The organism is Isorropodon fossajaponicum endosymbiont JTNG4 (assembly GCF_016592615.1).
GTDB lineage: Bacteria > Pseudomonadota > Gammaproteobacteria > PS1 > Pseudothioglobaceae > Ruthia.
Genome location: NZ_AP013043.1, coordinates 1,167,331 through 1,190,283, shown reverse-complemented (window position 1 = coordinate 1,190,283; position 22,953 = coordinate 1,167,331). Strand labels below are relative to the sequence as shown.

The following is a 22,953-nucleotide window of genomic DNA, read 5'->3' as shown; positions in this document are numbered from 1 at the left end:
ATAAGCAAGCTAAGTCTGGACAAAGACACTCACCTTTTATTAAAAATAAAATGAAAAAAACAGCATTAATTTGTGGTTCGTACGCTTTTGATAGCATCATGGTGTTTCATGACCATTTTAAAAACCACATTTTGCCCGACAAGGTGCATATGCTCAATGTGTCATTTTTAGTACCAACCATGCGCAAAGAGTTTGGTGGTTGTGCTGGCAACATTGCTTATAATTTGCATTTATTGGGTGCCAATTCAGTGCCAATGGCAACAGTAGGCAGTGATTTCACGCCCTATTTAGCGTGGATGGAAAAGCATCATATGAACACATCATATATCAAAATTCTCAAAGATCAATATACAGGGCAAGCATTTATCACCACTGATATGAGTGATAATCAAATTACTGCTTTTCATCCTGGTGCGATGGATCAATCGCATCAAAATAAGGTATCTGATGCCAGTGCGGTTGATATTGGCATCGTGTCTCCTGATGGACGTGTTGGCATGATTGAGCATGCGACACAATTTAAACAATTAAAAATTCCATTTATTTTTGATCCAGGTCAGGGTATACCAATGTTTTCAGGCGAAGAGTTAGTTAACTTTATTGAGCAAGCTACTTATATAGCAGTCAATGACTATGAATCACAAATGTTACAAGCTAAAACTGGGCTAGACTTGTCAACCATCGCTGCCAAAGTTGATGCTTTGATTATTACCAAAGGTAGCGATGGTTCAGAAATTCATACCGATGGCAAATTAATCAATATTGCCCCTGTTAAGGCAGGTATTGAGCAAGATCCTACAGGTTGTGGTGATGCTTATCGTGCTGGGTTGTTGTATGGCTTAATGCATGATATGGATTGGAAAACGATTGGCCAATTAGCAGGACTATTGGGCGCTATTAAGGTGACGTATCTAGGTACGCAAAACCATGAGTTTGACATGGCTGATATTGAAAATCGCTATCAAGATAGTTATGGTGAATCGTTGTTTTAGTTAAGGCGATAGTTATTTTTTTGTACCTCTAAGGTCACTCTTTTAAAAGTGTCCTGTACTAGTGCTTGGGCTCAATCCTTGGGTGATGTGTTCACCAAATGGGGTGAAGGCTTCTGATTGTCTGAAGAGTTTGAGGTTGCCATCATTGTCTGTAACTGCGGTTATGTTGCCTAGCGCATCAGGTGTGCAGATAGCCTGCTTGGTCTACGGCTTTTTTGCCGTTAACGATTGTTTTATCATAAGTAACAACGACCTCTTACCGTCTGCATACAAATGATGTCTGTGGATGGTGATTTGATTGCTGTGCTCATCTGTGGTTTGAATTAACTCATAGCCTTTGTTAATGTGGTACGTTACCTTACTTGGGTTGGTGCTAGTACTCGTATCATAGTAAGCTTTTTGGATGATGCGGTTGTTGTTAGCGTCATAAGTGATTTCATTGGTTTGGGTGCTGTTTGCTGTTTGTGTCATTAACTTTTTGGTTTTGCTAAAAGCGGTGTATTCAATGTCTCTGGCATTGGTTGTGCGTTTGGTTGCCGTTGGCGTCATAGAAGTATTGATACAGGTTGTTGTTGTCATCCATACGGCTAATGAGTTGATTGGCATCGTTATAGACTATATTGCCAGTGGTGGTTTTATAGCTTAGGTTGTTACTTGTGTTGTAATGACAGTCTTTTTGGGTGTTAAGGCTGTCGTTGCTATAAAACCAGTTTGTGACTCTGTCTTGGGTGTCTATTGATAAGTATAATCCTCATTGGTAATGGCATTGCTCATGGTGCTGACGTTGTTATATTCATCATAAGTATAGTTGATGTCGCTAATGAGTTCAGAGCCTTTGCCGATTTTGATTGAAGTGATGGCACGGTTGTGGGGGGCTAAGTTCAGTTCTGGTTAAAATACCATTGCCATACAGAATACCTTTGGGCTTAGCATTAGCATCAAAGCTCGGTTGACTTGAGTGGTGTCGTTAAGACGGTTGTCAAGAGCAGTTTGTAACTCACTTTAGGCGGTTCTTTGAACTTCTAACTCATTCATAACTTTACCAAGCATATCGGTTTGCTGTTTGGCAAGTTTGGCATAGGTTTCGGTGAGTGTGCAATGCTCTAACCTACTTGGACACATTTCAAGCCGCTTTTTTCAATTCAGCCATCTTTTGAGCAGGTGTTAAATACCCAATCGCTGAATGAATCCTTTTGTAATTATACAAGTAGATATAACCCTCTACATTTTGCACGACTTCACTATGATTTGCAAAACTTTGATAATTTAATCTCTCAGTCTTCAGACTTCTAAAGAAACGCTCCATGACCGCATTATCCCAACAATTACCTCGCCTGCTCATGCTTTGAGTAATGTTGTTCTTGTTGCAATAATCAATAAAAACTTTAGAAGAGTATTGAGTCCCTTGATCAGAGTGAAACATGTGTTTATTTGTATTGGGCTGGTGTCTAGACACAGCATTACTAAGCGCATCCTTTGCCAACTGAGCATTAGGCTGTTTTGACAATGCCCAACCAACAACTTGTCTTGAGCCTAAATCCAACACACTGGCTAAATAACTCCCACCTTGATAGGTTTTGATATAGGTAATATCACCAACCCAATGCGTATTAATTGATTGCTGCTCAAACACACGATTTAATAGGTTTTTTGCCTTTTTAAACATCAATCTAGTATTAGGGTAATAATGACGCTTTCTTGGGCGTATGGCAACTACATTGGCTTTTTTCATTAGCGTTGCAGTTTGGTAAATACCAATGTTATAACCTTGGTTATTCAAAACTACTCGCATTCTGCGTTTGCCATAGGTGTATCCAACTTCAATAGCAGTTTGTTTGATTAATTTAATCATAGCGTTGGTGTTGTTGTTTACTCGCTTATCTTTGACTTGATAGTAATAACTACTGTGAGGAAGTTTGAGTAATGCTCATAATTCTTTAGTATTGTATTGTTGGCAAGCCTTGTTTATCTTGATAATCATATCACTTGGTGATTGTCCACAGCGAACAAGGCTGTTGCCTTTTTTAAGATTTCATTGTCCCTTTGTGCGCGCCAAAGTTGTTTCTCAAGCAGTTGTATTGTTTGTTGTTCAGAAGTCAGCGCTTTGCCTGACTCTGGTGTTTGTCCACCAAGCTCTGCTAGGTATTGTTTTCTCCATCTGCTAACTGCTGAGGAGCAAGCTCCTGATATTATCATGATTTTTTTTATTGGTGTAATTCTCATGCACCATGAGTTTGGCATAATCTAGTGTTCCCCCCTCAAGGGGGTATTGAACAGAATGTTCAACGGTAAAAGTCACTCGTTGTTTTCTTGATTTATATTGTGTCATTACTGACCTCCTTATGGTTTGTATTATAAGGCTATCTTTGTGTCCAATAAAATTAGACTATTGCAGTTTTCATTTTACTGGTGGGCAAGGTGCAAAAACGGGTACTGGTGGTCATCTTCCTGGGTAATAAAAACCAAGGCAAAATATCGCAAGTTCGAGGCATGCTAGAAGGTCAGCCTGCTATTTCTCCACCAACATTTAAAGAACTTTCATCAGCATTGGATTTTAAGCGCTTTGCTGATAGAGTAAGAGAGATAACTGATGTGGTTTTAAGCTTAGTGCCAATCATATTGAACAAGACATTCAATTTGCATTAGATGCAAGTGCTGACTACATTATATTAGATGGCCGTGGTGGTGGCACTGGCGCAGCACCTGAAATATTTAGAGACCATATTAGTGTCCCCACAATTCCTGCACTGGCGCGTGCACGCCATTATCTTGATAAGCAAGGTGCCGGTGGTCGCGTTACTTTAATTATTACGGGCGGGACTACGTGTCCCTATTGATTTTGTTAAGGCTTTGATGGTATTGCACTATTTCTAATAGTGCCATGCAAACAATTGGTTGTGCTGGTGCAAGAATGTGTAATACTAATAATTGCCCGGCAGGTATTGCTACACAAAAACCAGACCTGCGTCAAAAACTCAATATTAAAACAGCCTCAACACAATTGTATAATTTTTTTAATGCCTCTACTGAATTGATGCAAGTTATGGCGCGCGCCTGTAGACATAACGATTTAAGCAAGTTTAACAAAAATGATTTAGCCACTTGGCATCAAAAAATGGCCTTGCTTTCAGGTGTGACTTACTCAGGATTTATGGATATATCAAAAAGATAAAAAAGTGTAGATATTAATATCTAGCAAGTGTGCTGTTGCGCCTATTCTAGGTTATTAGGTGTTAACTGTCCAACTCAACTTTTCTAAGTGTTTGAGCTAGTTTGTCCAATGAAACGTTAATAAGTTTATACGCACCTTCTGCACCGTATAATTTTGCCAGCTCAAGTGATTCATTAATTACGACTTTATAGGGCACTTCTGGGCTAAATTTAAGCTCATAAGTGCCTAGATACAAAATAGCGTGTTCAACAGAGCCCAGTTCATCAGTTTCTCGGCTAATGGTAGGTGCGATAATCTCATCTAGTAAAGATCTGTTTTTAAGGATATTGATGAATAAATTTGAAAAGAAGACTTTTGAGATTTTACCTTGTTTTTGGTTTAAAAATTGTTGTTCAATTTGTAATACTTCGCCACCTGATACTAGATATTGGTATAGCGCTTGTACCACACGTTCACGGGAGCGTTGCTTTGGGGTTTTAAAGGTCATGGTTAGAAAGTTTGAGTGTCTGCTTGTTGCATTAAATAGAGCATTTCAATCATTGCCATGGTTGCTTCTTCGCCTTTATTGCCTTTATAGCCACCCACCCTACCGATGGTTTGTTCCATGTTGTTTGTGGTGAGTACACCAAAAACAGTGGGGATTTCATATTGATAAGAAACATCTGCCACGCCACGAGCGCATTCGTTACAAATAAACTCAAAATGAGGGGTTTCACCATTAATAACTGCACCTAAAGCCACGATACCATCATATAGATTTTTGCCATTTAGTTGCTGGCTTGCTAATTTTTTAGCCAATAGTGGGATTTCAAATGCACCAGGGACATAAAACACATTGACATTATTAGTATTGATGCCATATTTGGCTAAGGTTTCTTGTGCTGCTGATAATAGCTTGTCGCCAATGTCTTGGTAAAAATAACCCACGATAATCGCAACTTTTTTCTTTGCGAGAAAATCGCCATTGTCGTTTTTATCAAATTTAAATTCCATTATTGTTCTTTTATTTGTTGGTGTCTACGTATTCGGTTACTTCTAAACCAAAGCCTTTTAAGCCATAAAGCTTTCTAGGACTGCCTAAAATCCTCATTCGTTTAACACCAAGGTCAGATAAGATTTGCGCACCAACACCATAGGTTTTGATGTCATCATGAGCATTGCCATTAACGTTGTCAATATTTTCTAGAATGCTTTGGTCAGTTTGCATTCTAAGTAGCAACAAAACGCCACTATCTGACTTGGCAATATGCTTTAATGCAACGTTAACACCAAAACTGTTTGACTTTTCTCGTAACACATCCTTAAAAGTATCTTCCATGTGTACACGCACGCACGTATCAGTGTTGCTGCTAATTTCGCCTTTAACCAAAGCTAGGTGCATTTCATTGTGAATACTGTCAAGAAATGAGATGAGTCTAAAAGTGGCAAACTCGGTTTTAAACTCACGCTCGTTAATACGTTCGATGGTTTTTTCATTCTCAACTCGATAGGAGATTAAATCTTCAATCGTGCCTAATTTGATATTGTGTTTTTTGGCAAAGATTTCTAAATCGTCGCGTCGCGCCATTGAGCCGTCCTCATTGAGGATTTCAACAATCACACTGGCTGGTTCAAACCCTGCAAGACGTGCTAAATCGCACCCTGCTTCTGTGTGCCCTGCTCGGATTAAAACCCCACCTGGTTGTGCCATGAGTGGGAAAATATGCCCTGGTTGTACAATATCAGCAGGTTTGGCGTCTTTTGCCACTGCATCAAGTATTGTTTTGGCTCTGTCTGCTGCTGAAATGCCTGTGGTTACCCCTTCTACCGCCTCAATTGAAACGGTAAAGTTAGTACTATTTGCATCGTTATTTTGCGCCACCATGAGTGGTAAATTAAGCTGTTTACAGCGTTCTTGTGTTAAGGTTAGGCAAATCAAACCACGTCCATGAGTCGCCATAAAATTAATATCTTCTTTGGTAGCAGTTGCAGCAGGGATGATTAAATCGCCTTCGTTTTCACGGTCTTCATCATCCATTAGGATAATCATTTTGCCTTGGCTGTAGTCTTTTAAAATTTCTTCAATACTGGATTTCATAACTAATTTTTAATGATGTAATAATTGTTCAAGGTGTCTAGCGATAATATCAACTTCAAGGTTAACCTCACTGTTTATTTTTAATTCGCCCAATGTTGTGGCTTTTAGCGTGTGTGGCACAATGTTAGTATTAAACACGCAATCGTTAATATCATTAACTGTTAAACTCACGCCATTAATACAAACAGAGCCTTTTTTAGCAATGTATTTTATCAAATTCTTAGGTGTATTAATTTTAAAACGTGTCGATTCACCTTCAATAAATCGATCAACAACTTTAGCAATACCATCAACATGACCACTGACCAAATGCCCATCAATACCCTGATTAAGCCTTAGTGCTTTTTCAAAGTTAACTGAATTGCTAACACCTAAGTGATTAAAAATTGTACATCTAAGTGTTTCTTGTGAAATATCAGCCTTAAAATAATCATCACCTATTTCAATAGCGGTTAAACACACGCCATTTACGGCAATACTATCGCCAATTTTAACCTCATTAAAAAACGAGCTTTGCGCCTCAAAGCAAAACGCGCCTGCCTGAATGCTTTTAATCTTGCCAATGGTTTGAATAATACCTGTAAACATTTATTGACTCTCTGCCTGATGAAAACAAAAACTGCTACTTGCGCTAAATAATACTACAGCCCAAGAAAAATATACCCTAAGCATAAACAACAATAGCATGGATAATGCGCCATAAATCAGCTCATAAAAAGGAAAGTAGTTGATATAAATTAATAGTATTGATTTTAAAACCTCTAAAAAAAATGCAGCAATAAAGCCAGATTTAATCGCATTTTTGAACGATACTTTTTCATTGGGAATAAAATAATACAACAAGCTCAGTCCAATGGCCGAAAGAATAATTGGCAAACTTGATATAAAAATACCACCCATTGGTATAAAAACAAATAATTGTGACGCACTCAGGTAAGAACTCACCAGTAAAAACACGGCTAAAAATAAAATACTAACGCCTTTAAGTTTTTGTGCACTCGCAATAAATTGGTGAATGTACTGACTGACCAACTCATAATTTTTAGGCAGTAATTGCTCGAACAAAAACCCTTCTAAAGGCTGCCGTAAGTCAGAGAAATAAGGCGATAAAGAAAACGCACTAAACACCAAAGTTAGCGTTGGTACAATAGCAAACAAAGTTGAAAATGCCAATACGGCTGCCGAATCAAAACCTTTTTTGATTTTAAATGGTTAAAGGCTAGTGCCAGAATATACATTATGTTTTATAGCGATATTCTGGCAAATCCTTTGCCTCAATTCTTGACCCTGTAAACCAGATTGTGTAAAGCCCTCGTTAAAAATCAGACATAATCCTTTAATCTATCCTCATGCAGGATTATAAACTAATTCACTGCTTGTGACCAATTTCTAATTGGCATCGTCCATTTCTTACTGGCTGCTTCAATGGCCAAAAAGACAACTTTAAAAGCAGAATCATCGTGATTAAAAATCTTTCTATTCTTGATAGATTTACGAATCACTGAGTTTAAGGATTCAATGGCATTGGTGGTATAGACTGCCTTTCTAATGGCTTCAGGATAAGCAAATATTGTTGCTACATTATCCCAATGACGTCGCCATGATTTGGCAATGCTTGGGAACTGTTTACCCCACTGGTGTTCAAACTGCAATGCTCTAACCTACTTGGACACATTTCAAGCCGCTTTTTTCAATTCAGCCATCTTTTGAGCAGGTGTTAAATACCCAATCGCTGAATGAATCCTTTTGTAATTATACAAGTAGATATAACCCTCTACATTTTGCACGACTTCACTATGATTTGCAAAACTTTGATAATTTAATCTCTCAGTCTTCAGACTTCTAAAGAAACGCTCCATGACCGCATTATCCCAACAATTACCTCGCCTGCTCATGCTTTGAGTAATGTTGTTCTTGTTGCAATAATCAATAAAAACTTTAGAAGAGTATTGAGTCCCTTGATCAGAGTGAAACATGTGTTTATTTGTATTGGGCTGGTGTCTAGACACAGCATTACTAAGCGCATCCTTTGCCAACTGAGCATTAGGCTGTTTTGACAATGCCCAACCAACAACTTGTCTTGAGCCTAAATCCAACACACTGGCTAAATAACTCCCACCTTGATAGGTTTTGATATAGGTAATATCACCAACCCAATGCGTATTAATTGATTGCTGCTCAAACACACGATTTAATAGGTTTTTTGCCTTTTTAAACATCAATCTAGTATTAGGGTAATAATGACGCTTTCTTGGGCGTATGGCAACTACATTGGCTTTTTTCATTAGCGTTGCAGTTTGGTAAATACCAATGTTATAACCTTGGTTATTCAAAACTACTCGCATTCTGCGTTTGCCATAGGTGTATCCAACTTCAATAGCAGTTTGTTTGATTAATTTAATCATAGCGTTGGTGTTGTTGTTTACTCGCTTATCTTTGACTTGATAGTAATAACTACTGCGAGGAAGTTTGAGTAATGCTCATAATTCTTTAGTATTGTATTGTTGGCAAGCCTTGTTTATCTTGATAATCATATCACTTGGTGATTGTCCACAGCGAACAAGGCTGTTGCCTTTTTTAAGATTTCATTGTCCCTTTGTGCGCGCCAAAGTTGTTTCTCAAGCAGTTGTATTGTTTGTTGTTCAGAAGTCAGCGCTTTGCCTGACTCTGGTGTTTGTCCACCAAGCTCTGCTAGGTATTGTTTTCTCCATCTGCTAACTGCTGAGGAGCAAGCTCCTGATATTATCATGATTTTTTTTATTGGTGTAATTCTCATGCACCATGAGTTTGGCATAATCTAGTGTTCCCCCCTCAAGGGGGTATTGAACAGAATGTTCAACGGTAAAAGTCACTCGTTGTTTTCTTGATTTATATTGTGTCATTACTGACCTCCTTATGGTTTGTATTATAAGGCTATCTTTGTGTCCAATAAAATTAGACTATTGCAATCATACAACTCATATCCTTGCGATAAAGCTTATTAATGTTTATCAGTAATATTGGTTTACTAGTATTTAATTCTGAAGCCTCATACATTGCTGAAATTTCCTCTGCTGTTTTAATGCCAAAATCATTTGAATAATGACCGCCTTGTAAGTTTAACAAATTTTCCATACCAATAAAATCTATAACTGCTGCTTCAACTTTAAATGATACTGTTTCACTCAAACCGTGCCTTAATTGAAATACTTTACTTTATTGTCAGAATTAACAATAGCACATTCCATATGGTCAAATACTCGATTTTCAACACCTTTTCCCACATAAAATATTTCATTATTTCTTGGATCTTGAAGAAAATAAACATAAGATTTTAGTTCTTCAATTACTGCTTGGCTGAACATTGTGTTTTTGAGGTATAGTAATGTGGCAACTATAATAACAGAAAACTAGCGTTACTCAATTGGGTCAATATCCAAATACCAACGCACTTTGTTTTTGAGTTTAAGTGTGTTGATATGTTGATTGAAAGTGGATAGCATTTGGTGGAGTGTTGCTCGGTTGTTGGATTGTAGGTACAAGTTGAAGTAGTAGTAGTCTGATTTCTTTTCAATGGTGTTAGCCACTGGCCCCCAAATTTCTACTGAATCCATTTGTATGCTTTTTAATAAAACGGCTGCTTCACGCAAGAAATCCTCAGCATTTTGTTTGTTTTTTGCATTGGCACATAATAATGCTTGGTGTGAAAAAGGCGGCATCATTGCGCTTAGGCGTTGTTTGAGGAGTTGGCTGGCAAATTGCGTGTAGCGGGACGATAAAACAAAGTTAAAGATTGGATGGTCTGGATAGCGGGTTTGGATAACGACTTCGCCTTTTTCTTTATGCCTGCCTGCGCGACCTGATACTTGAATGAGTAATTGAGCTAAATACTCAGTTGCCCGAAAGTTAAGGGATAAAAATCCAGCATCAATATCCAAAATACCAACCATTGCAAGGTTGGAAAAATCATGCCCTTTGGCTAACATTTGCGTGCCAACAATAATACAAGGTTCGTCAGCGTTAATTTGCTCTAAGTGTTGTGCAAAGGCTTTTTTGCGTCGTGTGGTGTCACGATCAATGCGGATAATAGGGGTATCTGCAAAATGTGAAGACAGTGTTTCTTCTAATCTTTCTGTACCATAGCCTAGCACTTCAAGGCTTTGCTCAGAGCAGTCTGGGCAGGTGTGTTCTGGCACTTTTTCATCGCTACAATGATGGCATTTAAGGCGATTGATATGGCGATGATAAACCATGGTTGAGTCGCAATGGTCGCATTGTGCTTTCCAACCGCACTGTGTGCAATAATAAACAGGTGCATAACCTCGACGGTTAATAAACAACATGACTTGCTTGCCGGCGGATAAATATTGTTTGGTTTTTTCAACCAACATTTTAGATAAGGCGCCATCAGTATTACTACGCATATCAATCAAACTCACCTTTGGCAAGGTGGCATCGCCTGCGCGTTTGGTGAGTGTGATACGTGTAATTTTCTCATCCATCACATTTTTTAACAATTCTAACGAAGGCGTTGCTGTGCCTAAGACCAGTGGGATATTGGCTTGTTTGGCACGGATAAAGCTTAAATCTCTAGCACAATACCGAAAACTTGATTGCTGCTTAAACGAATTGTCATGTTCCTCATCAATAATAATTAAGCCTAAATTTGGCATCGGTGCAAAAATGGCACTTCGTGTGCCAAGTACCACGCCAGCTTCACCGTTTTTAGCCATGAGGTAGGCATCTAGTTTTTGAGTTTCGTTGAGTTGTGAATGAATTGCTACTACACGTGTTTTTAGGCGTGATTCAAAACGGGTGATCATTTGTGGCGTTAGCCCAATTTCTGGCACCAATACCAGTGCTTGTTTTTTTTGGTTAAGCACTGCTTGGGTGATGTGTAAATACACCTCAGTTTTGCCACTGCCAGTCACGCCGTGGAGTAAAAAAGCGTGATATTGATGGGTTGATTTTAAGATTTGTGCGATGGCAATATTTTGCTCATCTGTGGGTTGAAAGTCTGGCTTCTGTGTTTTTTTTGGCAAACCTATAACTTTTTTAATGTTTGCTTCTTTACCTAAACGCAGGTTCTTAGGCAGTGCAGTTGAAATAACTTCACCAATTGGATGGTGGTAATAATTGGCTGACCAAAACAAGAAATCTAAGGTTGGTTTGTCTAAAATTGGTGTCTTATCTAACACCTTTTCAACAGATTTAAGTTTATCAAAATCACTTTTATCCTTAATAGCTAGTACAATACCAATTACTTTTTTACGCACAAAAGGCACTTTAACGCGCGCACCCACAAGCACCTCATCATCACATAGATAGTCAAAAGTTTTATTTAGTGGTACGGGTATGGCAACTTCAACGATTGATGACAAGATAATAGACTTTTGATAAAATAAGCTATTTTATCAATAAATAGCATTAAGCCTGAGATTAAGTATGGTGGTTATTCAAAATAGTATTCATGATTCATCTGTTAATGAGCATGATTTAAGCAGCACTTTGCAAACAGTGATTAAAGAGCTGGGCAAGGGTGAAAGCGAGTTATTGATTCGCTTAGTCAATGAAGCGGAAATACAAAACCTTAATAAAGTTTATCGTCATCAGGATAAACTTACTAATGTATTATCATTCCCAAGTGATTTGCCGATTGAAATTGATGAGACGATTTTAGGGGATGTGGTGATTTGTACACAGGTCGTCTTAAAAGAGTCTATTGAACAACATAAATCTTTTAATCATCACTTAACCCATATGGCAATTCACGGTACGTTGCATTTATTGGGCTATGACCATATTGACACGAAAGATGCGCAGCAAATGGAAAGCCTAGAGATAAAAATCTCAGAAAAAATTGGGATTAATAACCCTTACTAAGCCAGCAAGAAATACTGCCATCCATTTGGAATAAGCAAGATTTATCCCTCTAAGTATTAGATATTTTGCCGATACGTTCAATGGCGCATAATTTATTATCAATATAATACATTTTTAACTGACCCCGCTCCCAGGGCGGGATATTGGCTTCTTGTAAGACTTTTTTTAGTGATTGAGTGTGTGTTTTTCCTAGTAATTTAAGACGCTGGCCTTCTTGTCGATAACGAATTGAAAAATTTTGAAAATCCTTGAGTTCTTCATAAAATGGACAAGACGCATTTTTTCTTGGTAGGGCTTTATTAATGAAATATAATTCATTTTGATAACGTCTTATCTCATATTTATCCCAACATACCAAAGGGTTGGCATCTTCTTTTGTGTGTAGCAGTTCAATAATTTGATGCATTATTTTGTCGCTAGGTGTTAAAAAGTTAAGCAAATGTAGATGATGGCGAAGAATGTTTTTAATTCTGTGGGTTTCAAGTTTGATAAGTTTGCTTGTATTAATACGATTGGCATTATTGATAATGTGATGTGTCTTGATATCAATATCAGCCAATACGTGTATAAGTTTTAAGGCTTCTGATTGGTGTTTTGCGCTTCTGGCAAGTGTTCTTGTTAAATTTTTATACACGCCAGATAGTGTAGGTAGAACTTCTAAACGTAAGAAATTACGCTTAAAATCAGTGTTTTTGTTGCTATCGTCCTCTATCCAGTTTAATTTGTTATTTTTAGCATAATCAATAATTTGAGACTTGTTAATTGTTAAAAAAGGGCGATAGTGAATGCCTTTGCCTAAAGGCTTTTCTTTAGGCATGGCGGCTAATCCTTTGACGCCACTACCACGGAACAGTTGTAGAAGTAGGGTTTCTGCTTGGTCGTTCTGGTGGTGCGCTGTGCAAAGTATCTCATTTTCCTTTAATAACTTAGATAGAGAATGGTAGCGTTTTTTGCGTGCATTTTCTTCGATATTAGATGTATTATCAAAAAATAAATCAATACTTAAATAGGTAATATTAAGGCTTGAGCATAGTTTTTCGCAAAACTTAGCCCATTCGTTACAATATTGAGATAAATGATGGTTGCAATGAATGACGCTTATTTTATTGGGATAATGCGTGTTTAAATAATGCAACAGTACGACAGAATCAATACCACCACTAAGACCAAGGATAATTTTCTTACCCTTAAGAGATAAATCTTTAGTCTTTAAATCTTCCAAAACTTAAGAGTTTTTCTTGTCTGTTTTGTAACAACTGCTCTATTGGTAGTTGTTTAATTTTATTGAGTTGTTGTGTTAACGCCTCTTTTAGTAATACTTTTGCTTGCAAAGGGTCGCGGTGGATGCCACCTAATGGTTCGTCAATAATGATGTCAATCAGCCCCTCTTCTTTAAGATGAGTTGAGGTTAGCTTTAAGGATTCTGCTGCAAGGTTGGCCTTGGTGGCATCTTTATATAAAATGGAGGCACAACCTTCTGGGGAAATCACGGAATAAATACTGTATTTAAACATCATGATTGTATCTGCCACACCAATTGCTAGCGCACCACCAGAGCCGCCTTCACCAATAACTACCGAGATAATGGGCGTTGCAAGGGTTGACATTTCAAATAGGTTTCTAGCAATAGCCTCACTTTGACCTCGCTCTTCAGCGCCAATACCAGGGTAAGCACCAGGTGTGTCAATAAAAGTAACAACAGGCATTGAGAATTTTTCGGCCAGCTTCATTAAGCGTAAGGCTTTGCGATAACCTTCAGGCCTAGGCATGCCAAAATTGTATTTGAGTTTTTCTTGAATGGTTCGCCCTTTTTGCTGACCAATAAACATTACTGGCTGGGCATCTAATGTTGCAATGCCACCAATAATAGCGTGGTCATCGCCATAGGTGCGATCACCGTGCAATTCAGTAAACTCATCAAACACATGAGCAATATAATCAAGTGTATAAAGGCGTTTTGGGTGGCGTGCTAGTTGAGATATTTGCCAGTCGTTTAAAGAGGAGAATATTTTTTTGGTTAAAGCACTGCTCTTGACTTTAAGCGCCTCCATTTCATTAACAATGTCTGCTTTGTCTTTAATATTATCCAGCGCTTGTATTTTTTCCTCTAGCTCGGCAATGGGTTGTTCAAAATTAAGATAGTCTAAGTTCATACTCTAGTTTAAAATTCGTTCATATATTAATGTTTAAAATTATAGCAGAAACATTGGCATTTTTAGCTTTTGCCACTTTTATATTTGTTGTTTGAATGTATTTGAGTTGGTTTTGTAATGAACTGATGGACATTTTGTGTAATTTAAATGAGTAAGATTCGATGTGTTTTTTATTAATTGTGAGAAAATTCTTGCTAATAATGAAAAAATAAAAGGCATTAATATTGTTTGTTAGTAAAAAAAGGAAGAAAAATGGATGTAATTTATTGGCTAATTCCCAGTATGATTTTTGTTGGCGTTGTTCTTGTTGTTCTTTTGATGATGAGCGTTAAGAATGGTCAGTTTGATGATTTAGAAGGAGAGGGTCAGCGCATTTTATTTGACGAAGAGCAGACAAACTTAGAACTTAAAAAAAATATGAAAAATAAGGTAAATAAAAAGAGGAAAAAAAATGGCTAAAAATATAATTGACGGTCTATTTGGTAAATCACCCATTAGCCCACTACAAAAACACATGACACAAGTACACTCATGTATTTCAGAACTCAACGGCTTTATGGTTGCCATCCATGCCCAAGATTGGGCACAAGCTGAAAAAATTAGAAGCGATATTGGCACCAAAGAAGGCGAAGCAGATATTCTTAAAAAGAAGTTGCGTTTGAGCTTACCTTCAACATTTATGATGCCTTTTTCACGTAGAGACTTGCTTGATTTATTACTAATCCAAGACTCTATTGCCAACATCACTAAGGATGTTTCAGGTTTGATGATTAATCGTAAGATGACTCTACCAGATGAGATTTTTGATGATGTTATAGAACTGACTAAGGTTTGTATCAAAACATCTTCCATGGCGCTTAAAGCCGTTAATGAGTTGGATGAGTTGTTAGAAACTGCATTTGGTAGTCGTGAGCGTAAAGTTGTTGGCTCTATTATTAAAGATGTGAATGAGCTTGAAAGCAAATCTGACAAAATTCAGCACGAAATTCGTGCTGAATTATTTCCATTAGAGTCTAGTTTGCCACCTGTTGATGTTATGTTTTATTATCGCGCTGTGGAATGGCTGGGTGAGCTTGCAGATGCTGCGCAAAAAGTTGGCTCAAGACTAGAAGTGCTATTAGCAAGATAAGGAGACTGTCATGGATATTATTGCAAATTATGCTGATATTTTTATTATGTTGGCAATTGGGTTTGGGTTGTTTATGGCCTGGGGTATTGGTGCTAATGATGTTGCCAATGCTATGGGCACTTCGGTGGGCTCTGGTGCTATTACCTTTAGGCAGGCAGTTGTTATTGCAATTATTTTTGAATTTGCAGGTGTAATTCTTGCGGGTGGAGAAGTAACCGCCACTATTCGTAAAGGCATTTTGGATGCGTCATTATTCACCGATAGCCCACATTTATTAGTATATGGCATGCTTGCTTCGCTTTTAGCGGCAGGCACATGGTTATTGATTGCCTCATCTCTAGGCTGGCCAGTTTCTACAACGCATTCAATTGTTGGTGCTATTGTTGGTTTTGGCGCGGTAGGTGTGGGTGCTGATGCAGTTGCTTGGGATAAAGTGATTAAAATCGTGATGAGTTGGGTGGCATCTCCAGTGCTCGCTGGTACGCTCGCTGTTATTATCTTTAAAAGTTTACAGGCCTTGGTGATTGATACCAAAGACCCGTTAGCCAATGCTAAAAAATATTTGCCATTTTATGTATTCTTTGTTGGTTTTATTATTGCATTGGTCACGCTGTTTAAAGGCCTTAAACATGTCGAGTCTTTAAAATATATCTCTAAAGATGCCTCTTTAAGTGTGATGATTGCAGTTGCAGTTGGTATTTTAGCAGCTGTGATTGCTGCGTTTATTATGAGACGCATCAAGATAGACCCTGAGGACGACAAAGATTTTCATTATGCCAATATGGAAAAGCTTTTTGCTGTGCTGATGGTTATTACCGCATCTGCCATGGCATTTGCACATGGCTCTAACGATGTTGCCAATGCCATTGGTCCACTAGCTGCGGTTTATAGTATTGTGGAAGCCGGTGGCGATATTGCCTCAAAAAGTGTTGCACCTTCGTGGGTTTTGCTGGTTGGTGGCGGTGGTATTGTATTTGGTTTGGTGACTTATGGATTTAAAGTGATGAAAACCATTGGTAAGGGCATTACAGAACTTACCCCTTCTCGTGGCTTTGCTGCTGAATTGGCGGCTGCAACAACGGTAGTTTTGGCCTCATCAACAGGCATTCCTGTGTCCACCACGCAGGTTTTGGTAGGGGCAGTATTGGGTGTTGGTATTGCTAGAGGTGTGGCGGCACTTAACATGCGGGTTATTAATACGATTTTCTTATCTTGGTTAATTACCTTACCCGCAGGTGCAATCATGTCTATTTTATTTTTCTTTGCATTTAAAGGTGCGTTTGGAGCATAGGTAATGACATTAGAAGAAGTTCAAGCAAAAATTCAAGCAGGTATAGAAAATTCAACGGTTACCATGGAGGGTGATGGTTGTAGCTGTTCAACAAAAGTAGTGTCGCCAATTTTTGAGGGTATGTCACTATTGGCTAGGCAAAAAATGGTACTTGCTGTTATGAATGAAGAAATTACTAATGGTACACTTCATGCACTCAGTATCAAAACACGCACGCCAGAAGAAGACGCCTAAAAACTTTTAAAGTTTATTCATTTTCATGGGTCACTTGTAAATGCACTTGTTGATCAAAGTCTGTATTAACCGTAATATTAATTGGATGACAGCAAACTGAACAATCTTCTATATAGCTTTGATTAGGCGCCGAACAATCAATACTCAGTTCAATTAACTCGCCACAATAAGGGCATTGGACGCTTTGTTGTTGACATTCATTCATCGATATTTCGTTCTTTGAGATCCTTCATAATGGCTCGTTGTATCGCCGCTGAATAATTAACCCAATGCGTGATTTCATCACTATGGCGTTTACAACCGATACAATAGTTTTAGCTTGATTGTATCTGCAAATCCATACACAGGGGCTAGGAGATACACAGCACCTCAGACGGACTTTTAACAGTCCGATATTTATTCATAAATCTATTATAGAATGCTAATGTAAAATGCCTGTCTTTATTTAAAATATTCTCTAATTATGGGTTTTTCAAAATTAGGCTTGTCTGATTCAATTCTTAAAGCCATCGAGCAACAAGGATACAGCGAGCCATCACCAATACAAGCTCAAGCTATTCCAGCTATTTTAGAAGGTAAAGATGTTATGGCCGCTGCCCAAACTGGCACGGGTAAAACAGCAGGATTCACGCTACCTATTCTTGAAATATTATCAAAAGGTAATCCTACAAAATCCAATCAGGTTCGTACGCTAATCCTAACCCCTACGCGTGAATTAGCCGCACAAGTCAGCGATAGTGTAGCGACTTATGGTAAGCATTTGTCGCTTAAATCAAGTGTGGTGTTTGGCGGCGTAAAGATTAATCCACAAATGCGAAAGTTGCGTGGTGGTGTTGATATCTTAGTCGCCACACCAGGGCGATTATTAGATTTATATTCTCAAAATGCAGTGAAATTTGACACGCTAGAGATTGTTGTATTTGACGAGGCAGATAGAATGTTAGATATGGGATTTATTCATGATATTAAGCGAATTTTAAAGATCCTACCACCAGAAAAGCAAACACTCATGTTTTCAGCCACTTTTTCTAATGACATTCGAACACTGGCAAAGGGTTTAGTTAACAACCCTGTAGAAATATCAGTCACCCCTAGAAATTCCACCGTTAAAGCGGTAAAGCAGTGGATTCATCCTGTTGATAAATCCAAAAAACAAGCACTACTCACACACCTTATTCAAGAACATAGCTGGTATCAGGTGCTGGTATTTAGCCGTACTAAGCATGGTGCAAATCGCATTGCCACTCAATTAGAAAAGAAAAAAATTAGTGCAACTGCCATTCATGGTAACAAAAGTCAAGGTGCTCGTACAAGAGCCTTGGCAGATTTTAAAAATGCCAAAGTGAACGTGTTAGTGGCAACTGATATTGCTGCAAGGGGCATTGATATTGACCAATTGCCACATGTCGTTAACTTTGACCTGCCACATGTGCCAGAAGATTATGTACATCGTATTGGTCGTACGGGTCGTGCTGGTTCAAAAGGCGAGGCAATTTCATTAGTTAGTACTGATGAAGCTAAGCAATTATTTGATATTGAACGCCTCATTCAAAATAAATTAGACCGTGTAATGGTAGAAGGATTTGTGCCAGAGCACAATTTGCCAGAATCGGGCAAGAAAATCTTACCGCCAAAAACCAAAAAACCAAAAAAAAATAAGAGCCGTAATAAGCCTAGATACGGCAAAAATAGCAATTCTCAAGAAAATAAACCAAACAATAAAAAAGGTTTTTGGGGTAGTAAGCCCAATAAAAAATCTACAAGGAAAACAACATGAGAACCAAGTTAATCGCATTTATTATTACACTACTTTTAACCCCGGCTCATGCTGGATTGTGGGAAAAAATAACCACAATGGGCGTTAAAACAGTCACCAACTTCAGAATATTTAATCGAAATACCAGACTGGAATATTCGAGTATACGAATGGACACCCGTTGATAATCCAAATACGCGTTGCTTATTTGTAGCAGGTTCACAAAAAGGTGGCGTAGCCTGTTATTCGACTAACGATTAATTGACGTGTTTTAGCAAATAGCCAGTTCACACAATGAGCTATTTGCTAATAATGGCTTAATTTGGTGGGATGGCAATTGATATCAGCAATCAAATAAAAACAAGCAACACCTACTGCAGCAGAAACACTATGCCCGCCAATTAAGTTCCATGGACGAGAAACTAAAGCGTGTAGCAAGCCAAATACCCAATCGCTGAATGAATCCTTTTGTAATTATACAAGTAGATATAACCCTCTACATTTTGCACGACTTCACTATGATTTGCAAAACTTTGATAATTTAATCTCTCAGTCTTCAGACTTCTAAAGAAACGCTCCATGACCGCATTATCCCAACAATTACCTCGCCTGCTCATGCTTTGAGTAATGTTGTTCTTGTTGCAATAATCAATAAAAACTTTAGAAGAGTATTGAGTCCCTTGATCAGAGTGAAACATGTGTTTATTTGTATTGGGCTGGTGTCTAGACACAGCATTACTAAGCGCATCCTTTGCCAACTGAGCATTAGGCTGTTTTGACAATGCCCAACCAACAACTTGTCTTGAGCCTAAATCCAACACACTGGCTAAATAACTCCCACCTTGATAGGTTTTGATATAGGTAATATCACCAACCCAATGCGTATTAATTGATTGCTGCTCAAACACACGATTTAATAGGTTTTTTGCCTTTTTAAACATCAATCTAGTATTAGGGTAATAATGACGCTTTCTTGGGCGTATGGCAACTACATTGGCTTTTTTCATTAGCGTTGCAGTTTGGTAAATACCAATGTTATAACCTTGGTTATTCAAAACTACCCGCATTCTGCGTTTGCCATAGGTGTATCCAACTTCAATAGCAGTTTGTTTGATTAATTTAATCATAGCGTTGGTGTTGTTGTTTACTCGCTTATCTTTGACTTGATAGTAATAACTACTGCGAGGAAGTTTGAGTAATGCTCATAATTCTTTAGTATTGTATTGTTGGCAAGCCTTGTTTATCTTGATAATCATATCACTTGGTGATTGTCCACAGCGAACAAGGCTGTTGCCTTTTTTAAGATTTCATTGTCCCTTTGTGCGCGCCAAAGTTGTTTCTCAAGCAGTTGTATTGTTTGTTGTTCAGAAGTCAGCGCTTTGCCTGACTCTGGTGTTTGTCCACCAAGCTCTGCTAGGTATTGTTTTCTCCATCTGCTAACTGCTGAGGAGCAAGCTCCTGATATTATCATGATTTTTTTATTGGTGTAATTCTCATGCACCATGAGTTTGGCATAATCTAGTGTTTCCCCCTCAAGGGGGTATTGAACAGAATGTTCAACGGTAAAAGTCACTCGTTGTTTTCTTGATTTATATTGTGTCATTACTGACCTCCTTATGGTTTGTATTATAAGGCTATCTTTGTGTCCAATAAAATTAGACTATTGCACCAACTCAAAATGCCTACATTGAGAGATTTAACCGTACAGTAAGACAAGAGTGTTTAGATCTGCATTTGTTTGATTCTGTTGAGCAAGCACAAGATGCAACCACACAGTGGTTATGGGTTTATAATAACGAACGACCGCACTTTGCCCTAGGTGGCATACCACCTAGGGCAAAGGTGGCGTGATAAGATGACTGTAAACAAGTCAAGCCTCTACTTTAGAGTTGTATGGAAAATTGGGGTATTACAATATGACACTCCTTATGGCATTGATTGGTTTAAAGAGCATAATTTTACAGATGACGAAATAGAGATAATAGAAAAGAAACGGAATGAAGGATTATGAAAAAAAAATATAGGGATAAGTATTGTAATAAAGTGAATAATTATTTTTATGATATTATTATTCATATTGGAGATAACTATTCACGTACAAAAGAGATTGGAAAGTTTTAGACAATCTCTATTTAAACTTAAAATAGGAGTAAATATGCCATTTAACCATAACTATCAAGAACCCAAAGTAATAGCTGAAATAGGCTGTAATCATATGGGTAACATAAAGATTGCCAAAGAATTAATTGATTTAGCAAAAGAGTCTGGCGCTAAATATGTTAAATTTCAAAAACGAAATAATAAGGAATTATTAACCAAAGAGCAATACGAAGCAAAACATCCTGTAGCGCATAATTCGTATGGTGAGACCTATGGAGAGCATAGAGAATTTTTAGAATTTAATGTGGCTCAAAATAAAGAGTTGAAAGAGTATTGTGATAATATCGGCATGATTTATAGCGCCTCAATGTGGGATGTTACTTCTGCAAAAGAAATGATAACTCTTGAACCTGAGTTTTTAAAAGTTCCTTCGGCTTGCAATAATAATTTTGATATGTTGAAGGTGCTTAGAGACGATTTTACAGGGCAGGTTCAGTTGTCGGTCGGCATGACAACAAAAGACGAAATTGAGGAAATTGTTCAGTTCTTTGAACAAACAAACCAAGCAAAATCAAGATTATTAATTTATTCTTGCACTTCTGGATATCCTGTTCCTGCTGAGGATGTTGCATTACTTGAGATTAACTGGTTATATGATAATTATGGAAACAGAGTAAATCAAATAGGTTTTTCTGGTCATCATTTAGGGGTTGCCTTGGATATTGCTGCTTATACTTTAGGGGCAAGATGGATAGAGAGGCATTTTACCAAAGATAGGACATGGAAAGGTACAGACCATGCTGCATCATTAGAACCTCAAGGGCTTCAGAAATTAGTAAGAGATTTAAATGCTACTTACAAAGCACTGAATTTTAAAGATAGTGAAATACTGCTAATTGAACAAGCCCAACGAGATAAATTGAAAAATAGAAAATGAATATAGCATTTATTCCAGTTAGGTGTGGTAGTCAGTCAGTAGCCTTTAAAAATATTAAAGAATTGAATGGCAAGCCTTTAATATATTGGGCTCTACTTGCAGTTGTTAATTCTAAGCATATTGATAAAGTGTATGTAGCTACAGATTGTAAAGAGATAAAATCAGCTGTGAGTCATTTTAATTTTTCTAAAGTTAGTCTTTATGACAGGGACAAGGGAAATGCTTCTAATTCGGCCTCAACAGAAGATGTGATGCTTGAATTTTTAGATAAAAAAGATTTTTCCAATGATGATTTATTTTTATTAATTCAAGCAACCTCTCCATTTACAACGGCAGAAGATATTGACCTATCAATTGACAAGCTGCAAAAATCTAACGCAGATAGTCTGTTGTCATGCGCGGTTTTTAAAAGATTTTTATGGGATAAAAACGGAAAAGCACTAAATTACAACTATCAATACCGTCCTAAAAGGCAAGATTTTTCTGGCAACTTGATAGAAAATGGCGCAATTTATATTAGCTCTGTTGGCAATGTAAAAAAATATAAGAATAGGTTAAGTGGCAAGATTGAAATTTATGAAATGCTAGAACATACAATGCTTGAATTGGACGAGCCGGATGATTGGCTTATTGCGGAACAATTAATGAAAAAATATGCTGACTACCAAAAGCCTAAAAATAAAATAAAATTGTTTTTAAGTGATGTGGATGGCACGCTAACTGATGCGGGTATGTATTATGGAGAGAATGGTGAAGAATTTAAAAAATTTAATACACATGATGGAAAGGGTTTTGAGTTATTAAAGAATGTTGGTATCAAGACAGGTATTATCACTAGTGAGAAGACAAAAATAGTGGAAAACAGAGCAAGAAAGTTAAAAGTGGATTATTTATATCAAGATGTTGAGCATGGTGAGAAATTACAAGTTGTTAAGGAAATTTGTAAAATGGAAAATATAACGCTCGATGAAGTTGCTTATGCTGGTGATGATATTAATGATAGGGAATTGCTAGAAAAAGTATCTGTATCTGCCTGTCCAAAAAATGCAGTAGATGAAATAAAATGCATACCAAATATTATCCAACTTAAAAGAACTGGTGGCTATGGCGCAGTAAGAGAATTTATTGAAATTATTTTAAAGAAAAATAATGGTAACTAAAAATAAAATAAAATCATTCTTGCCACCTATTTTATTAGGCAAAATAAACAACATAAGAACCTCTAATTCTTTTAAAAAAATATAAGGACT

Annotated in this window: 22 protein-coding genes and 6 pseudogenes; 11 read left to right on the top strand and 17 right to left on the bottom strand. The window is 37.5% G+C overall.

Annotated elements, in window-relative coordinates:
- Window positions 1-50: 50 nt before the first annotated feature.
- A complete protein-coding gene (locus CVFO_RS06975) occupies window positions 51-992 on the top strand; it encodes a carbohydrate kinase family protein (RefSeq protein WP_201339320.1) in 942 nt (313 codons plus the stop codon).
- A 204-nt stretch (window positions 993-1,196) separates the two neighbouring features.
- Here CVFO_RS06975 and CVFO_RS06970 read toward each other — a convergent pair whose 3' ends face one another.
- Entirely contained in the window at window positions 1,197-1,598 is a 402-nt protein-coding gene (locus CVFO_RS06970; protein ID WP_225879241.1) for a hypothetical protein, read from the bottom strand.
- 517 nt (window positions 1,599-2,115) lie between these two features.
- Window positions 2,116-3,222 (bottom strand): annotated as a pseudogene (locus tag CVFO_RS06965) (IS3 family transposase).
- Window positions 3,223-3,385: 163 nt separating this feature from the next.
- On the opposite strand from CVFO_RS06965, the pseudogene CVFO_RS06960 reads away from it, so the two are divergent.
- A pseudogene (locus CVFO_RS06960) lies at window positions 3,386-4,164 on the top strand (FMN-binding glutamate synthase family protein); the annotation flags it as partial.
- Between the two features lie 61 nt (window positions 4,165-4,225).
- Here CVFO_RS06960 and nusB read toward each other — a convergent pair.
- The 9 genes and pseudogenes from nusB to priA all read right to left on the bottom strand — a co-directional run bounded on the left by nusB (window position 4,226) and on the right by priA (window position 11,601).
- Window positions 4,226-4,651 carry a transcription antitermination factor NusB gene (gene nusB / locus CVFO_RS06955; RefSeq protein ID WP_201339318.1) on the bottom strand — a complete coding sequence of 142 codons (426 nt, stop codon included), beginning with the start codon at window positions 4,649-4,651 and terminating at the stop codon, window positions 4,226-4,228.
- 2 nt (window positions 4,652-4,653) lie between these two features.
- Window positions 4,654-5,157, bottom strand: a complete 504-nt coding sequence (gene ribH, locus CVFO_RS06950; protein ID WP_201339317.1) for a 6,7-dimethyl-8-ribityllumazine synthase — start codon at window positions 5,155-5,157, stop codon at window positions 4,654-4,656.
- 10 nt (window positions 5,158-5,167) lie between these two features.
- The gene (gene ribBA / locus CVFO_RS06945; RefSeq protein ID WP_201339316.1) at window positions 5,168-6,241 is read right to left on the bottom strand and encodes a bifunctional 3,4-dihydroxy-2-butanone-4-phosphate synthase/GTP cyclohydrolase II; all 1,074 of its coding nucleotides are present in this window, start codon (window positions 6,239-6,241) and stop codon (window positions 5,168-5,170) included.
- 9 nt (window positions 6,242-6,250) lie between these two features.
- The gene (locus CVFO_RS06940; RefSeq protein WP_201339315.1) at window positions 6,251-6,829 is read right to left on the bottom strand and encodes a riboflavin synthase; all 579 of its coding nucleotides are present in this window, start codon (window positions 6,827-6,829) and stop codon (window positions 6,251-6,253) included.
- Window positions 6,830-7,444, bottom strand: a complete 615-nt coding sequence (locus tag CVFO_RS06935; protein WP_225879360.1) for a YhjD/YihY/BrkB family envelope integrity protein — start codon at window positions 7,442-7,444, stop codon at window positions 6,830-6,832.
- Between the two features lie 161 nt (window positions 7,445-7,605).
- A pseudogene (locus CVFO_RS06930) lies at window positions 7,606-7,887 on the bottom strand (transposase); the annotation flags it as partial.
- Window positions 7,888-7,917: 30 nt separating this feature from the next.
- Window positions 7,918-9,024 (bottom strand): annotated as a pseudogene (locus CVFO_RS06925) (IS3 family transposase).
- 151 nt (window positions 9,025-9,175) lie between these two features.
- A complete protein-coding gene (locus tag CVFO_RS06920) occupies window positions 9,176-9,409 on the bottom strand; it encodes a hypothetical protein (protein WP_201339313.1) in 234 nt (77 codons plus the stop codon).
- 227 nt (window positions 9,410-9,636) lie between these two features.
- Window positions 9,637-11,601: a replication restart helicase PriA gene (priA, locus tag CVFO_RS06915; protein ID WP_201339312.1), complete on the bottom strand. Its 1,965-nt coding sequence runs from the start codon at window positions 11,599-11,601 to the stop codon at window positions 9,637-9,639.
- A gap of 64 nt (window positions 11,602-11,665) precedes the next feature.
- Between priA and ybeY the strand changes: the two genes are divergently transcribed.
- Window positions 11,666-12,103: an rRNA maturation RNase YbeY gene (gene ybeY / locus CVFO_RS06910; protein WP_201339311.1), complete on the top strand. Its 438-nt coding sequence runs from the start codon at window positions 11,666-11,668 to the stop codon at window positions 12,101-12,103.
- Between the two features lie 49 nt (window positions 12,104-12,152).
- On the opposite strand, the gene tilS is transcribed toward ybeY, so the two are convergent.
- On the bottom strand, window positions 12,153-13,325 hold the full coding sequence (tilS, locus tag CVFO_RS06905; protein WP_201339310.1) for a tRNA lysidine(34) synthetase TilS: 1,173 nt from the start codon (window positions 13,323-13,325) through the stop codon (window positions 12,153-12,155).
- Window positions 13,306-14,256, bottom strand: a complete 951-nt coding sequence (locus CVFO_RS06900; RefSeq protein WP_201339309.1) for an acetyl-CoA carboxylase carboxyltransferase subunit alpha — start codon at window positions 14,254-14,256, stop codon at window positions 13,306-13,308. Before CVFO_RS06900 ends, tilS begins: the two co-directional genes overlap by 20 nt.
- 252 nt (window positions 14,257-14,508) lie before the next feature.
- Between CVFO_RS06900 and ccoS the strand changes: the two genes are divergently transcribed.
- From ccoS to CVFO_RS06880, 4 genes are read left to right on the top strand one after another with little or no spacing between them, the layout of a single operon-like run.
- Window positions 14,509-14,715: a cbb3-type cytochrome oxidase assembly protein CcoS gene (gene ccoS, locus CVFO_RS06895; protein ID WP_201339308.1), complete on the top strand. Its 207-nt coding sequence runs from the start codon at window positions 14,509-14,511 to the stop codon at window positions 14,713-14,715.
- Window positions 14,708-15,385: a TIGR00153 family protein gene (locus CVFO_RS06890; RefSeq protein ID WP_201339307.1), complete on the top strand. Its 678-nt coding sequence runs from the start codon at window positions 14,708-14,710 to the stop codon at window positions 15,383-15,385. The genes ccoS and CVFO_RS06890 overlap by 8 nt, the downstream gene beginning before the upstream one ends.
- 10 nt (window positions 15,386-15,395) lie before the next feature.
- On the top strand, window positions 15,396-16,676 hold the full coding sequence (locus tag CVFO_RS06885) for an inorganic phosphate transporter (RefSeq protein WP_201339306.1): 1,281 nt from the start codon (window positions 15,396-15,398) through the stop codon (window positions 16,674-16,676).
- 3 nt (window positions 16,677-16,679) lie between these two features.
- Window positions 16,680-16,910, top strand: a complete 231-nt coding sequence (locus CVFO_RS06880) for a BolA family protein (RefSeq protein ID WP_201339305.1) — start codon at window positions 16,680-16,682, stop codon at window positions 16,908-16,910.
- A gap of 13 nt (window positions 16,911-16,923) precedes the next feature.
- On the opposite strand, the gene CVFO_RS06875 is transcribed toward CVFO_RS06880, so the two are convergent.
- Window positions 16,924-17,115, bottom strand: coding sequence for a CPXCG motif-containing cysteine-rich protein (locus CVFO_RS06875; RefSeq protein WP_201339304.1), 192 nt, complete (start codon window positions 17,113-17,115; stop codon window positions 16,924-16,926).
- Window positions 17,108-17,188, bottom strand: a complete 81-nt coding sequence (locus CVFO_RS09540; RefSeq protein WP_425352129.1) for a hypothetical protein — start codon at window positions 17,186-17,188, stop codon at window positions 17,108-17,110. Before CVFO_RS09540 ends, CVFO_RS06875 begins: the two co-directional genes overlap by 8 nt.
- A 185-nt stretch (window positions 17,189-17,373) precedes the next feature.
- On the opposite strand from CVFO_RS09540, the gene CVFO_RS06865 reads away from it, so the two are divergent.
- Window positions 17,374-18,687: a DEAD/DEAH box helicase gene (locus tag CVFO_RS06865; protein WP_201339303.1), complete on the top strand. Its 1,314-nt coding sequence runs from the start codon at window positions 17,374-17,376 to the stop codon at window positions 18,685-18,687.
- Between the two features lie 285 nt (window positions 18,688-18,972).
- Here the strand turns inward: CVFO_RS06865 and CVFO_RS09535 are convergent, their stop codons facing one another.
- Both CVFO_RS09535 and CVFO_RS06855 read right to left on the bottom strand, forming a co-directional pair.
- Window positions 18,973-19,104 carry an HPP family protein gene (locus tag CVFO_RS09535; protein WP_201339302.1) on the bottom strand — a complete coding sequence of 44 codons (132 nt, stop codon included), beginning with the start codon at window positions 19,102-19,104 and terminating at the stop codon, window positions 18,973-18,975.
- Window positions 19,089-20,170, bottom strand: a pseudogene (locus tag CVFO_RS06855) (IS3 family transposase). Before CVFO_RS06855 ends, CVFO_RS09535 begins: the two are co-directional and overlap by 16 nt.
- Window positions 20,171-20,334: 164 nt before the next feature.
- Between CVFO_RS06855 and CVFO_RS06850 the strand changes: the two are divergent.
- From CVFO_RS06850 to CVFO_RS06840, 3 genes and pseudogenes are all read left to right on the top strand, one after another.
- Window positions 20,335-20,517 (top strand): annotated as a pseudogene (locus tag CVFO_RS06850) (integrase core domain-containing protein); the annotation flags it as partial.
- A 304-nt stretch (window positions 20,518-20,821) separates the two neighbouring features.
- Window positions 20,822-21,703, top strand: a complete 882-nt coding sequence (locus CVFO_RS06845) for an N-acetylneuraminate synthase family protein (protein ID WP_201339301.1) — start codon at window positions 20,822-20,824, stop codon at window positions 21,701-21,703.
- Window positions 21,700-22,863 carry an acylneuraminate cytidylyltransferase gene (locus CVFO_RS06840; protein WP_201339300.1) on the top strand — a complete coding sequence of 388 codons (1,164 nt, stop codon included), beginning with the start codon at window positions 21,700-21,702 and terminating at the stop codon, window positions 22,861-22,863. The genes CVFO_RS06845 and CVFO_RS06840 overlap by 4 nt, the downstream gene beginning before the upstream one ends.
- Window positions 22,864-22,953 lie beyond the last annotated feature (90 nt).